Below are 13,005 nucleotides of genomic sequence, written 5' to 3'. Positions count from 1 at the left end.
ACCGTGGCCAACGTGCGACTATCGGGCAAATCAGGAGGAGCACCCGACACGGAGGTCTCTCATGCCGTTGCTTCCCGGCGCCGAGCCGTTCCAGCACGACGGTGGCGAGATCGGCGTCCTGCTGTGCCATGGCTTCACGGGGTCGCCGCAGTCGCTGCGGCCGTGGGGCGAGTACCTCGCGGCCGCCGGGCTGACCGTCTCCCTCCCCCGGCTTCCGGGGCACGGCACCACCTGGCAGGAGATGAGCCGGACCCGCTGGGAGGACTGGTACGCCGAGCTGGACAAGTCGTTCGCCGATCTGCGCGGAGCCTGCGCCGAGGTCTTCGTGATGGGCCTGTCCATGGGCGGCTGCATGGCGCTCCGGCTCGCGGAGGTCCACGGCGAGGCGGTCCGCGGTGTCGTCGTGGTCAACCCCTCAGTGGTGAACGACGTGCCGCTGCTGCGGATGGCTCCGGTGCTGAAGTTGTTCCTCCGGTCGGTTCCCGGCGTGGCGGGCGACATCAAGAAGGAGGGCGCCATCGAGATCGGCTACGGCCGGACCCCCGTCAGGGCCGCGGCCACGCTGCCGCGCTTCTGGAAGCTGGTCCAGGCGGATCTGAACCGGATCACGCAACCGGTGCTGGTATACCGGAGCCCGCAGGACCATGTGGTGAAACCGGCGAGTGTGGAGTTCCTCCGGGAACGAATGGGGAACAATCTGGAAATCAGAGAACTACCCGACAGCTACCATGTCGCCACGTTGGACAACGATGCCTCCACGATCTTCGCGGGGAGCCTCGACTTCATCAGCGCCCATGCCTCGGTACCCTTGACGAAGGACTCCTGACCCGGGATCGAAGTGACGCCGCAGAGTGACGAGGACGAGGTCTGGCGTCAGATCGTCGCCTCCTTCAATGAGAAAGCCGAGGACACCTCGGCCGGTCAGCCATGGCCCGACCGGGAGAACGTCCCGGAGGAGCCCGCCGAAGAGGAGAAGGAGGACACCGAGCCCGTCCAGGCGGCGGCCGCGCAGGCCCCCTCCGACGACGAGGACCACTACGTTCCCCCACCTCCGCCGCCGCTTCCCCGAGCGGACGCCGTCACCAAGGTGGCGTGGGCGGCGCTCTTCGGCGGCCCCGCCTACCTGCTGCTCGCGGCCCTGCTGAGCTGGCCGATGGACGGCTGGATCGTCTTCACCGCCGTGGCGGCGTTCATCGGCGGATTCGTGGCTCTGGTCGTCCGGATGGGCGACGGCCCGCCCGCCGACTCCGGATGGGACGACGGCGCGGTCATCTGACCCGCCGGTCCCCGTCAGGCCGGGATCGTCCGAGCCGTACGGCTCACTTTGCCGGCGAGCCGAACGTCTCGATCACATCGCGGTAGCGGTCGCTCGCGTCGAGCGTGTGCCCGACCGCCATGGTGGTCTCGCCGACCCTGGTCACCGCCTGCAGCCGGACCGTGCGGTCGGGAACCGAGTCGCCGTACACGACCTTCCACTTCGAGCCGGTGTAGGTGAGAAGGAAGGCCGTCCCGGGCCGCTGCGGGTCGAAGCCCGACACCCAGAACGCGCCGTCGCCGTCTCCCGTCACGCCGTACAGCTCGGCCTGGCGGATCGGGAGCTTCTCCCGGGTCCAGCTCTCGCCGTCCCAGGTGAGCACGAGAGGCGTGATCTTCCCGGACCGCTGGTAGACCCCGCCGACCGCGAGCGCCCGCTTGCGGCTCTGGACGTACACGTCGCGCAGGAAGCCGCCCTTGACCACCGGGACGTGGGACAACTTCCAACCACTCGACGTGAGCCGCATGATCAGCGGCCGGGAGCCGGAGTCGCCGACCGCCCACCCCTCCGACTTGCCGGCGAGGGCGACGCCGTACAGCGCGCCGACCGGGCCCTGGACGGTGTCCCACGTGGTCCAGGAGGGGCCGCCGGCCGCCGCCGCGAACGTCCTGCCGTCCCTGCTGCCCACCAGCACCACCCGGCCGCTCGTGGCCGCGACCGCGCCGAGCCAGTCGCCGGCGCGGAGCTGGGGCATGGTCAGCCGGTCGAACCCGTCCCTGTTGCCTCTCGCGACGTACGGCAGGCCGTCGTGGCCGTCCCCGACCGCCCACACGTCGTTCTTGCCGGCGGCGGCGACGGAGCGGAGGTGCCCGGCGCCCGTGGTGTCGTTGCGGACGTCCACCTCGGTCCAGGCAGTGCCGTTCCAGTGCGTGATGACGCCCTGGTTCTGCCAGAAGTCCCAGACGTCCTGCTGGCCGACGGCCCAGACGTCCTTCTCCGACAGGCCGGCGACGTCGGACAGCGAGCCGTCGGCCTGGAGTTTCGCGGACGACGTCCGGCTGCGCGCGGCCTGCTTGTCCGACTCCGGGCTGCCCGGTTCGGCGTGAGCGTGCGCCACCGAGGTGGCGCACAGGAGGGAGCCGGCCACGAGACCGGCGAGGAGCACACCAAGCGGTGCCGCGCGCCGTCTGTGGCGGCGGGTCATGAACAAATCGTACGGGGACCGGAGCGGCTCGTGTGCGCGAGGTCACGGTTCCCGTCCGGAATGTGACCTACCCGATGGGTTCCCCGCCCTGCCGATCTCCGGTCGATCTCCGACCCACTCCCGACCGATCTCCGACCCATTCCCGGGTCGATCTCCGGCCCGACGCCCGGTCCCGTGCCCGGTTCAGCTCCTGGTCGTGCGCGGTCCGGAGTCCGATTGAGCGCCGAATCCGGTGTCCGGTCCGGTGCCCGGTGACCACGCGCGCAGATCGGCGACCACGGGACGGTGATCGGTGGCGGCCACGAGATCGGGAAGCGCCGCGTCCGCCGCGCCGCAGCAGGCCACGGCGAGCTCGGGAGCGGCGAAGATCCCGTCGATGCGCTTGGCCGGCGCCCTGGCGCTGTAGGTTCCGCCCGCCCCCTTCGGCGCTTCGGCGTAGCAGTCGGTGAACCGGCTCGCGAGGTAGCGCCAGGTCGGCCCGCCGGGCTCCTCGTTGACGTCCCCGCCCAGTACGGCACGCGCCCCGAAGGTCCGGGCGAGACCACCGATGATCGGCACGATCTGGGCGGCATGCCGGAGCCGGGCCCCGTGGTGCAGATCGAGATGGAAGGAGCACACCACCAGGCGAAGCCCGTCCTTCTCGACGACCGCGACGGCGACGGCCCGGGGTTCGAGCCCGGGAAACCAGCGCAGCCGGTGCACCTCCGCGTGCAGGACCCGTACGGCGGGGCCGGTGAGGACCGCCACTCCCGCGAGGCGGCCTCCGGCCGCGGCCGTCATGCCCGCGTCGCGGACCAGCCGGCGCCGCCTGCCGGGGAGCGCCGGGGCCTCCTGGACGCACAGGACGTCCGGCCGGATGGCCCTGATGACCCTGGTGAGCGCCCTCCGGTCGTCCCGTGCCGAGCGCACGTTGTACGTGGCGATCCTGATGCCTGCCAGCCGTCGCTCCCGGGTCGTGTCCCTGCGTCCTGTCCTGTCCCGCGTACCGGCCGTACGTGGTCTAGCGGAGCCGGGCGAGGTCGGCCGAGCCGACCATGCCGGCGGCCGGGCCGAGTTCGGCGGCGCGGATGCCGGCGAGGGGTCGATGCCCCCTGCCGGTGAGCCGGGCGGCGTAGTCCGCGCGGACCTGGTCGAGGAACAGGTCCGCGGCGCCCGAGACGCCTCCGCCGATGATGAAACAGCCGGGGTCCAGGATGGCGGCGAGGTCGGCCAGCCCCTGGGCGAGCCAGCCGGCGACGAAGGCGAACGCCGCGAGAGCGGCCGCGTCCCCCTCCCTGGCGGCGTCGGTGACATGCTGTCCGACGACGGCGTCCGGCGTCCCGGCCAGCTCCAGCAGGCGGGCCGCCGAGGCCGGGTCCGCCGCGGCATTGACCCTGGCCTCGCGAACCAGGGCGTTCCCGCTGGCGTACTGCTCCCAGCAGCCGTGGTTTCCGCACCCGCAGGGCAGACCGCCGGGCACCACCTGCATGTGGCCCAGCTCTGCCCCCATGCCCCAGCGGCCGCGGTAGAGCTCGCCCCCGAGGACGATCCCGCCGCCGATGCCGGTACCCAGGGCCACGCACACGACATGGCTCTCGCCCCGGCCCGCACCGAAGCGGTACTCCCCCCAGGCCGTGGCGTTGGCGTCGTTCTCCACCACGACGGGGAGGCCGACCAGCTCGGCGACCTTCTTGCGGAGCGGTTCCTCGCGCCAGACCAGGTTGGGCGCGAACCTGACGATCGACCGGGTCTCGTCCACGAACCCGGCCGCTCCCAGGCCGACCGCCTCCACGGGGTGCCGCGCGGCCAGCTCGATCGCCGCGTCGGCGATGGCCTCGGCCACCAGTTCTGGACTGGCGGCGGGGGTGGGCCGCAGGGCACGGTCGATGATCCGCCCGTCCTCCGCGACGACCCCTGAAGCGATCTTGGTGCCGCCGATGTCCACGCCGATGGTCAAGGCCATTGCTCGAAACCTCTGTCAGCCCAGGTCGATGTGCTCTACTCGCGGCTCTTCCGGCTGCTTCGCCGGGGCCGTGCGCTGCTGCAGGGCGTCCACCGCCTGGCGCAGCACGGCGACCAGCTCGCCGCCCGCCGCGACCAGGTGGTCGGTGACGTCGCCGCCCGATTCCTTGCCCGCGGCGATCACCCGGCAGACCGGGCAGGCCCGGCAGATGTACTCGTCGTGGTCATGCCCGGCGACCGCCTCACCCCACACATCCTCGGTACGGCCCGCGCCGGAGCCGCCTCCGAAGACGCCGCCGACCGCGCCGCCGAGGCCGCTCACGCCGCCCTTCACGAAGCCCTTACCCAGCTCGCGGCCCACGCGCTGCTGCAGCGCGTCGAACAGCTTCATGGCCTCCTCCGCCACCGACCCGAGCGGGTCCTGACGGGGGGAGCCGTTGGTGTCGTTGTTTTCCGTCATTTCGCCCCTCCTGTCTCGAACCGTACCCGGAGGTGCCCGTCGCGGAGCACCGCGGTGGAGATCGTCCTGCGAGCCAGGGCGGAGGGAAGCGCGATCACCCGGCGGTAGGCGCCCGCGGTGACGATCAGATCCTCCCCCTTGCGCGCCAGATCGACGGCGTCCTTGTCGGCCAGCGGAAGAGCCAGGACCAGCTCGTCGGCCGCGACGCGCATCGGCGGCTCGGCGGCGGGAGGCGCGAACGGGTCGGCCGTGCCGTACAACTCGGCGGCCACCTGTGCCAGGGCGCGCGGGCCGACCGGTTCGGCGGGCAGGTACGGGACGGTGTGGATCGGCAGCGGAGCGAACGACTGGTGGATCTCCGACAGTTGCCTGGCCTGCGCCTCGACCCAGCCGCGCCGCCACTCGTCGGCGTCCTCTCCCCCAGGGAAAACTCGGTTGGCGATGACGGCGTCGACGCGGTAGCCGTACAGGCTGAGGGAGGTGAGCGTGCGCCGGGCCTCGGCCACGACCACGGCCTCGGGGGTGAGCACGAGCCGGACGGAGGCGTTGTCGCCGGTCAGCAGCTCGCGGACCTCCATCAGCCCGTGGTGCAGCCGCTCCCCGGCCGATATGACGGCGCCTTCGGGAGCGCTCACCTTGGCGAGGTGCCGCATCACCGGCGAGACCGCGCGCAGCACCCGCCGGGCGGTCGGAAGCAGCCGGTTGACGTGCCAGTCGAGTGCCTCCGGCAGGGCGAGCAGCCGCAGCGTCTCCGCGGTCGGCGCGCAGTCGACCACGATCACGTCCCAGCGGCCGGTGCGGGCCTGCTCGCGCAGTTCGAGGAGGGCGATGATCTCCTCCGCGCCGGGCAGGACGGTGATCTCCTCGGAGGTGATCTCGTCCAGGCCGAGTTCCTGGAACACGTTCTTGGCGTACTGCCGCAGCTCGCCCCAGTGGCGTTCGAGCGCCTTCTGGGTGTCGACCTGCTGGAGGTGCAGCCCGGGCGCCACCTCGACCGGCTCCTGCGACGGGGACGCGGACAACGCGTCGGCGAGCGAGTGGGCGGTGTCCGTGGAGACGACCAGCGTCTTCAGGCCGCGATCCGCGGCCAGTGTGGCCGTCGCCGCCGCCGCGGTGGTCTTGCCGACGCCGCCCTTCCCCGTGAAGAGGAGAACCCTCATCGGCCTTCGACGCGCTTCTTGAGCCCCTTGAGCGCGGTGTCGATGATGACCTTCTCGGCCTTGCGCTTGATCATGCCGATCATCGGCACCTTGAGGTCCACGGCCAGCTCGTACGTCACCTCGGTGCCGCCGGCGGTCTCGGCGAGGCGGTAGCTGCCGTTCAGGCCGGACACCATCTTCCCCGCCTCGACGACGTGCCAGCTCACGGCGGCGTCGTCGGACCAGTCGTAGCCGAGGACGTAGTCATCGCTGATCACTCCGGCGTCGAGGACGAACCGGACCCGTGACGGGCGGCCCTCCGTGCCCGTGTCCAGGACGCTCGCGGACTTCACCTGGCCGGCCCACTCGGGATAGGCGGGGAAGTCGGCGATCACGGTCATGATCGACGCCCGGTCGGCGCCGATCGTGATGCTCGACGTGGTTCGATCAGCCATGGGCTAACCGTACTTCACCATTCCAGGGCGAAAGGCGTGCCGCGCCCGCGGAAATGGCCGACGTTGACGCATTCGGTCCGGCCCACCCGGGTCCTGCTCACCAGGGGCTGGTGCACGTGCCCGAACAGGGCGTATCTCGGCTGGGTCCTCCTGATCGCCTCCAGCGTGGCCTCGCTGCCGCGTTCCAGCCGGCGGGCGACCACGTCGTACAGCAGTTCGGGGATCGCGGGCGGGATGTGACAGCACAGCACGTCCACCTCGCCCACCGCCTCGACCTTCCTCGCGTACTCCTCGTCGTCGATCTCGTACGGCGTGCGGTAGGGCGTGCGCAGGCCCCCGCCGACGAATCCGAAGGTCAGGCCGCCGATCTCGGCGGTGGTCCCGTCGAGGACGAGATGGCCGGGCCGGGCGAACTCCGGCCACAGGCGCGGGATGTCGACGTTCCCGTACGTCAGGTAGGCGGGCTCCGGCATCGCCCGGAAAATCTCGGCGTACTGGCGGCGCACCGCCGCCTCGATGTGGTCCCGGGGGTCGCCTTCGAGCGTGGACCACAGCCGCGCCGACATGGCCCGCGCCTCGTCGAACCGGCCGGCGGTGCGCAGCCCGATGAACTCGGCCGCGCGCTCCCGCCCGAACAGGTCGGCGAAGATCCCGCGGGAGTGGTCGGCGTAGTCGACGAAGAGGATGAGGTCGCCCAGGCACACCAGGGCGTCGGCGCCGTCGCCCGCCCGCGCCAGGGCGTCGGCCCGGCCGTGAACGTCACTGACGACATGGACCCGCATGCGGGACATCGTAATACCGGTCCCCGGACACGGCCGGGGTGGCGCTCTAGCGCTTGGTCACACCGCTGGTCGCGGGAACGCGCGCCCGCGACGGTAAGGAGCGGGTCGCGACTCCTTCACGGCGTATGCGGGTCGGCGGTCCGGCGTAGCCGCCCTGATAGCGTGCGAATGCCCAGATAACGCCTGGGTGACGGATCTACCCACGCGTAACTTCGCACGGTAGCGTCCGGTGAGGCCGATTCCCGCTCCAGCCTCGACCGTGGAGACCATTAGGAGCGCGCCCGAAGGAGTGACCGTGCGCGAGTACAGCGTTCCCGTGCTGGTGGACGTCCCGTTGTCCGCGAACTGCACAGACACGGTGTTCCAGCGTGGTGTCGACGAACCGGACGCCGTGGTGATCCGGCGCAAGGACGGCGACGCCTGGGTTCCGGTGACCGCGCGGGAGTTCCGCGACCAGGTCGCGGGCGTCGCCAAGGGCCTGATCGCCGCGGGCGTCGAGCTCGGCGACCGGGTGGCGCTCATGTCGCGTACGCGTTACGAGTGGACCGTCATCGACTACGCCATCTGGACCGCGGGCGCGGTCGGGGTGCCGATCTACGAGACCTCCTCCGCCGAGCAGGTCAAGTGGATCATCTCCGACAGCGGCTCCAAGGGCGTGTTCGTCGAGCAGGAGTCGCACGAGCAGACGGTCAGGGAGGCCGTACCCGACCTGGCCTCCGTCTGGCGCATCGAGGACGGCGGTCTCGAGGAGCTCACCCGGCTCGGCGCCGACGTGTCCGACGACACGCTGGCCGAGCGGCGGGCCGCGCGGGGCGGCCGCGACCTCGCGACGATCATCTACACGTCGGGCACCACGGGCCGCCCCAAGGGGTGCGAGCTCACCCACGACAACCTGCTGTTCACCGCGCGGAACGTGGCGCACGGCCCGCTCGAGCTGCTGTTCGACGTGCAGGACCGCGCCGCGCTGCTGTTCCTGCCGCTCGCGCACAGCTTCGCGAGGATCATCCAGATCGTCCTCATCGAGACGTCCACCGTGATCGGGCACACGGCCAACATGAAGAACGTCGCCCCGGACCTGCAGTCGTTCAAGCCGACCTTCCTGCTCGGGGTGCCCCGGGTGTTCGAGAAGGTCTACAACGCGGCCGAGCTCAAGGCCACGTCCGAGGGCAAGGGCAAGATCTTCCACAGCGCCGTCAAGGTGGCGATCGAGTGGAGCAAGGCGGAGAGCACCGGCGGTGCCTCTCTCGGCCTCCGCCTCAAGCACGCGGCCTTCGACAAGCTCGTCTACGGCAAGCTGCGGGCGGCGACCGGCGGTTCGCTCAGCGCGGCCGTCTCCGGCGGCTCCGCTCTCGGCGAGCGGCTGGGCCACTTCTTCCGCGGCGTCGGCATCGAGGTGTTCGAGGGCTGGGGCCTCACCGAGACGAGCGCGCCGTCGAGCGTCAACATCCCGGGCGCGAACAAGGTGGGCACCGTGGGCAAGCCGTTCCCGGGCGTCACGATCGGTATCGCCGACGACGGCGAGATCCTGGTCAAGGGCCGCCACGTGTTCGCCGGCTACTGGAACAACGAGCGGGCCACCAAGGAGGCCATCGACCCGCAGGGCTGGTGCCACACGGGCGACGTGGGAGAGCTGGACAAGGACGGCTACCTGCGCATCACCGGCAGGAAGAAGGAGATCCTCGTCACCGCCGCCGGCAAGAACGTCGCGCCGGGCCCGCTGGAGGACAGCATCCGGGCGCACCGGCTGGTCAGCCAGGTGATGGTGGTCGGCGACGACCGGCCGTTCGTCGCCGCGCTGGTCACGCTCGACCCCGAGGCCATGGAGCAGTGGAAGGAGGCCAACGGGCGGTCCGGCGCCTCGATGGCCGAGCTCTGCACCGACCCGGCCGTGGTGGCCGAGGTGCAGCAGGCGGTGGACAACGCCAACCTGTCGGTCTCCAAGGCGGAGCAGATCAAGAAGTTCGTGATCCTCGACATCGAGCTGAGCGAGGACAGCGGCCACGTCACGCCGAAGCAGTCGATCAAGCGGCACGTCGTGACGCGGGACTTCGCCAAGCAGATCGACGAGCTGTACGGATAGGACCCGACGGCGCGAGCCCCGGGCGACGCGCCGGGGCGGGGAGTGCCGCGCGGGACCCTAGGGAGGGTCCGACTGCCCGCCGCCCGGGATCGCGCGATCCCGGGGCGGGTCCGCCGGCCCCTCCTCGGTGCGGTCCGCCCCCAGCAGTGCGGAGAAGCGCGCGGCGACGAGATCCCAGCGCCACTCCTCCTCGATCCACATCCGGCCGCGCTCGCCCATCACGCGGGCGCGGGCGGGATCGCGCAACAGCTCGACCAGCGCGTCCGCTACCTCCTCGTGTGACGTCCCGTCGACGACCAGGCCCGTCTCGCCGTGCCGTACGGCGTCGGGGGCGCCTCCCGACGAGCCGGCGACGACGGGAAGGCCGGTCGCGGACGCCTCCAGATAGACGATGCCGAGCCCTTCCACGTCCAGCCCGCCCATGCGGGTACGGCACGGCATGGCGAAGACGTCGCCGGCGTCGTAGTACGACGGCAGCGCGGACCATGGCACGGAGCCGGTGAACAACACGGAGTCCCCCAGCCCGCTCCTGGCCGCCACCCGCCGCAGCGCGTCGCGGGAGGGGCCTCCCCCGACCAGCAGCAGCGCCGCGTCGGGGACCCGGGCACGGACCAGCGGCCACGCGCGGACCAGGGTGTCCTGCCCCTTGCGCGGCACCAGCCGGGAGACGCAGACGACCACGGGCCGGGCGCCGAGTCCCAGCGATCTCCTGATCAGCGCGCCTCCCGCGCCGGGGCGGAAGACCGAGGTGTCCACGCCCGGCGCGAGCCGTACGAGCTTGGTCGCGGCGATGTGCGGGGCGAGGTGGCGGCGTGTGTATCCGCCCAGGTAGGTGACCACGTCGGCGCTCTCGCCGATGCGCCGCAGGAGGTCGCGGGCGATCGGCAGCCTGGCCCAGGACGCCTCGTGGCCGTGCGTCAGCATCACCATCCGCCGGGCTCCGTCGTCGCGCAGCGCGGGGGCGAGGAGGCCGAGCGGGGCCGCGGCGCCGAAGACGACGGTGCCGCAGTCCCTCGCCAGCTCCGCGGCCCGGCGCGCCACCCGCCGCGTGGGCAGCATCAGCGACGTCGGATGCCGCACCACCTCGTACGGCTGCCGCGCGTCGAACGCCTCGCACCCCTTCCATCGCGGGGCGTAGACCACGACCGAGGCCGGGTCGAGGCGGGAGGCGAGCCCGTGGACGAACGCCTGGATGCCTCCGGCTCTGGGCGGGAAGTCGTTGGTGACGAACAGCGTCCTGTCCACGGCCGCTCCTCCGGGCTCACCCCTGTTCATGGCCGTGCCGTCATGGTCGCGGCAGGCCGTTGAGTCCCGCCCAGGACCTGGCCATGGCGATGCGCTCCGCGGTCGAGGGATGCGAGGCGTACAGCAGGTACTCCACGGCGTTCGGCGAGAGATCCGAGATGTTGCGCACCGCGAGGCTCTTCTGCATCGCCACGAACGTGGCGGGGTCCCTGGTGAGGTCGAGCGCGTGCGCGTCGGCGCGGGCCTCGATCTGGCGGCTCACCACGTTCTGCGCGGGGCCGGACAGCACGGTGCCGAGGGAGATGAGGCCGACGAGCAGGCCGACGGCCCGGGGGTCGCCCGCGGAGGACACGCCCGCGCGCCGGCGCAGCGCCTGGACGGCGATGAACAGCAGGCAGGTCCCCGCCGCCGCGCCGAGCGCGCCCACCAGCGTGCCGTAGAGGACGTCGTCGCGCTTGGCGTGGCCGAGTTCGTGCGCGACGATCAGCTTGACCTCGTCCGCCGGTTGGCTGACCAGCGTGTCGTACACCACGATCCGGCGGGTCGCCCCGAACCCCGAAACGTACGCGTTGAGCGCGGTGGTGCGGCGGGAGGCGTCGGCGACAAGCACGTCCTTGACAGGAACGCCGTCCTTCGCGGCCATCGCGAGCAGGTCGGCGCGCAACTGCCCGGCGGGCAACGGCGTGAACGTGTTGAACATCGGTTCGACCACGACCGGGTAGGCGAAGGACAGCACGACGGTCAGCGTGAAGGCGCCGAGGGACGCGGGGATCCACCAGGTGCGCGGCCATTTCCGGGCAAGCGCGACGATCACCAGCACGGCGACACCGGAGAGCACGACCTGGAGGCCGAAGTTCTTCAGCCGGTCGGCGGTCCACGTGCCCCACGTCTGCGTGGACAGGCCGTACTCCCGCAGCACGGTCTCCATCCACATCCCGAGCGGCCATCTCAGCAGCAGCGAGACGACGTAGACGCCCAGCACGCCGAGTATCGCCCTCACCCACCAGGGCCCTCTGATCCGTCCGATCAGCCGGGCGCCGACCGGGGTGAGGACGAGCACGCCCGCGATGACCAGCGTCAGCGCGAGCGACAGATAGCCGGGAAGCGAGGTCGCCGCGTCGAAGGCGTCGGCGCGGGCGAGCTGCGCGGGGGTGAAGTCCCGCGCGGGATCCGGGCGCACCTCCGGGGCGCCGGGGCCGAGGACGTTCCACGGGGTCGTGACGGCGACGACCCCCATCAGGACCGCTCCCAGGACCAGCAGCGCGATCCCCGCCGCCCGGCTCCCGGATCCCGTGCCGGCTCCGGGCCCGCCGACCCGGCCGGCGACGTCACTCCGTGGCATCCCCATCACCCCTTCACAGTCCCCCGGTGGCCTCTCGCGGGCGGCGCGTCAGGCGAGCTCGCTCCGCACGTACTCTCGCCAGGCCGCGGTGAGCTCCGCGAGGTTCGTGCCCAATGTTTTTACCAGCGCCGTGGCGAGATCATGGTCGCTCGCCGCGCGATAGAGGCCCACCAGGGCCCTCTCCCCGTACCGCTCGGCGATGTACAGGCAGGCCAGCCACGCCTCCTCGTACGCCTGCGGGAGCCGTACCGAGCCGGGGCGGAACGCCTCACGGCCGGGCAGCATCGCGGGGAGCGTGCCGGCGCGGACCTCGGCGGCGAGTTCCGCGGCGACGGCACGGGCGGTCAGGCCGCTGTCGAGATAGCCGACGTAGTCGGCGAAACCCTCCACCAGCCAGGCCGGCATGTCACCGGCGACCGCGGCCCCGGTGGCGACGTGCGTCAGCTCGTGGGCGAGCACGACGCGACGCCCGGTCTCCGACAGGCGGGCGAAACCCGAGGGCGCGACGATGACGTGATCGACGTCGGCCAAAGCGGCGAGGCCCGTCACTCCGGCGGGCGAGGCGAGCACGGCGGCCTGCGCGTCGGTCGCGGGGACGAGGATCACCGCGTCCACGGACCCCCAGACCCGCGCGACCGTACGGCGGGCGGAGTCGGCCACGGCGGCCAGCCCCGCGACCGGCACCGCGACCGGCACCGAGCCGGGGCGTACCTCCGGACGGGCTCCGGGCGCCGAGAGGGATCGCGAGGCGGACCGGGGATCGGCCGCCGTCCGGCCGCCGATCACGAGGGCGTGCTGTCCTCTGACGAGCGACGCTCCGGCCCACATCTCGGGATGCTCGCGCATGACCGCGCGCGCGGTGGCCAGCGCCCGGTCGGGCGGCGCGTCGGCGGGCAGGGCCGTCACCGCCCCCGCGACCAGCACGGCCGCCCCGAGGCGGACCACAGCACGCATGCCGAAATCGTACGAGCCTCCGGACATGCCGCGGCCCCGCCCCTCTGGAGGAAGGGCGGGGCCGTGCGGCGTACCGGTGTCGAACCGCACCCGGCCGGGGGGCGGCCCGGGCGCGCCCGGGTGGGGTTCGAGCCGGGCACGCCCGGCT

At 72.1% G+C, this 13,005-nt stretch carries 13 protein-coding genes; 3 read left to right on the top strand and 10 right to left on the bottom strand.

Annotated features, from left to right (window positions below; all coding sequences use genetic code 11):
• Window positions 1–61 precede the first annotated feature (61 nt).
• Entirely contained in the window at window positions 62–826 is a 765-nt protein-coding gene (locus IMZ11_RS21785; protein ID WP_228644202.1) for a carboxylesterase, read from the top strand.
• Window positions 827–838: 12 nt separating this feature from the next.
• Window positions 839–1,276, top strand: a complete 438-nt coding sequence (locus tag IMZ11_RS21780) for a hypothetical protein (protein ID WP_228644201.1) — start codon at window positions 839–841, stop codon at window positions 1,274–1,276.
• 43 nt (window positions 1,277–1,319) lie between these two features.
• Here IMZ11_RS21780 and IMZ11_RS21775 read toward each other — a convergent pair whose 3' ends face one another.
• From IMZ11_RS21775 to IMZ11_RS21745, 7 genes are all read right to left on the bottom strand, one after another.
• On the bottom strand, window positions 1,320–2,459 hold the full coding sequence (locus tag IMZ11_RS21775; protein ID WP_228644200.1) for a hypothetical protein: 1,140 nt from the start codon (window positions 2,457–2,459) through the stop codon (window positions 1,320–1,322).
• Window positions 2,460–2,642: 183 nt separating this feature from the next.
• On the bottom strand, window positions 2,643–3,368 hold the full coding sequence (locus IMZ11_RS21770; RefSeq protein WP_228644199.1) for an endonuclease/exonuclease/phosphatase family protein: 726 nt from the start codon (window positions 3,366–3,368) through the stop codon (window positions 2,643–2,645).
• Between the two features lie 91 nt (window positions 3,369–3,459).
• Window positions 3,460–4,401, bottom strand: coding sequence for an ROK family glucokinase (locus IMZ11_RS21765; protein WP_228644198.1), 942 nt, complete (start codon window positions 4,399–4,401; stop codon window positions 3,460–3,462).
• Window positions 4,402–4,416: 15 nt separating this feature from the next.
• On the bottom strand, window positions 4,417–4,860 hold the full coding sequence (locus IMZ11_RS21760) for a hypothetical protein (RefSeq protein WP_061256585.1): 444 nt from the start codon (window positions 4,858–4,860) through the stop codon (window positions 4,417–4,419).
• Window positions 4,857–6,020, bottom strand: coding sequence for an ArsA family ATPase (locus IMZ11_RS21755; protein ID WP_228644197.1), 1,164 nt, complete (start codon window positions 6,018–6,020; stop codon window positions 4,857–4,859). The genes IMZ11_RS21760 and IMZ11_RS21755 overlap by 4 nt, the downstream gene beginning before the upstream one ends.
• Complete coding sequence (locus IMZ11_RS21750; RefSeq protein WP_061256581.1) at window positions 6,017–6,454, bottom strand: SRPBCC family protein; 438 nt, start codon at window positions 6,452–6,454, stop codon at window positions 6,017–6,019. The genes IMZ11_RS21755 and IMZ11_RS21750 overlap by 4 nt, the downstream gene beginning before the upstream one ends.
• A 14-nt stretch (window positions 6,455–6,468) precedes the next feature.
• Window positions 6,469–7,236, bottom strand: coding sequence for a metallophosphoesterase (locus tag IMZ11_RS21745; RefSeq protein WP_255706850.1), 768 nt, complete (start codon window positions 7,234–7,236; stop codon window positions 6,469–6,471).
• A 295-nt stretch (window positions 7,237–7,531) separates the two neighbouring features.
• Between IMZ11_RS21745 and IMZ11_RS21740 the strand changes: the two genes are divergently transcribed.
• The gene (locus IMZ11_RS21740) at window positions 7,532–9,316 is read left to right on the top strand and encodes a long-chain fatty acid--CoA ligase (protein ID WP_061256829.1); all 1,785 of its coding nucleotides are present in this window, start codon (window positions 7,532–7,534) and stop codon (window positions 9,314–9,316) included.
• Between the two features lie 57 nt (window positions 9,317–9,373).
• On the opposite strand, the gene IMZ11_RS21735 is transcribed toward IMZ11_RS21740, so the two are convergent.
• The 3 genes from IMZ11_RS21735 to IMZ11_RS21725 all read right to left on the bottom strand — a co-directional run.
• Window positions 9,374–10,561, bottom strand: a complete 1,188-nt coding sequence (locus IMZ11_RS21735; RefSeq protein ID WP_228644196.1) for a glycosyltransferase family 4 protein — start codon at window positions 10,559–10,561, stop codon at window positions 9,374–9,376.
• Window positions 10,562–10,601: 40 nt separating this feature from the next.
• A complete protein-coding gene (locus IMZ11_RS21730; protein WP_228644195.1) occupies window positions 10,602–11,903 on the bottom strand; it encodes a M48 family metallopeptidase in 1,302 nt (433 codons plus the stop codon).
• Window positions 11,904–11,951: 48 nt separating this feature from the next.
• A partial coding sequence (locus tag IMZ11_RS21725; RefSeq protein ID WP_374462501.1) for a peptidase MA family metallohydrolase occupies window positions 11,952–13,005 on the bottom strand: 1,054 nt, incomplete at its 5' end.

The organism is Microtetraspora sp. AC03309 (assembly GCF_020826795.1).
Lineage (GTDB): Bacteria > Actinomycetota > Actinomycetes > Streptosporangiales > Streptosporangiaceae > Microtetraspora > Microtetraspora glauca.
This window is presented reverse-complemented; position numbering and strand designations above follow the sequence as displayed.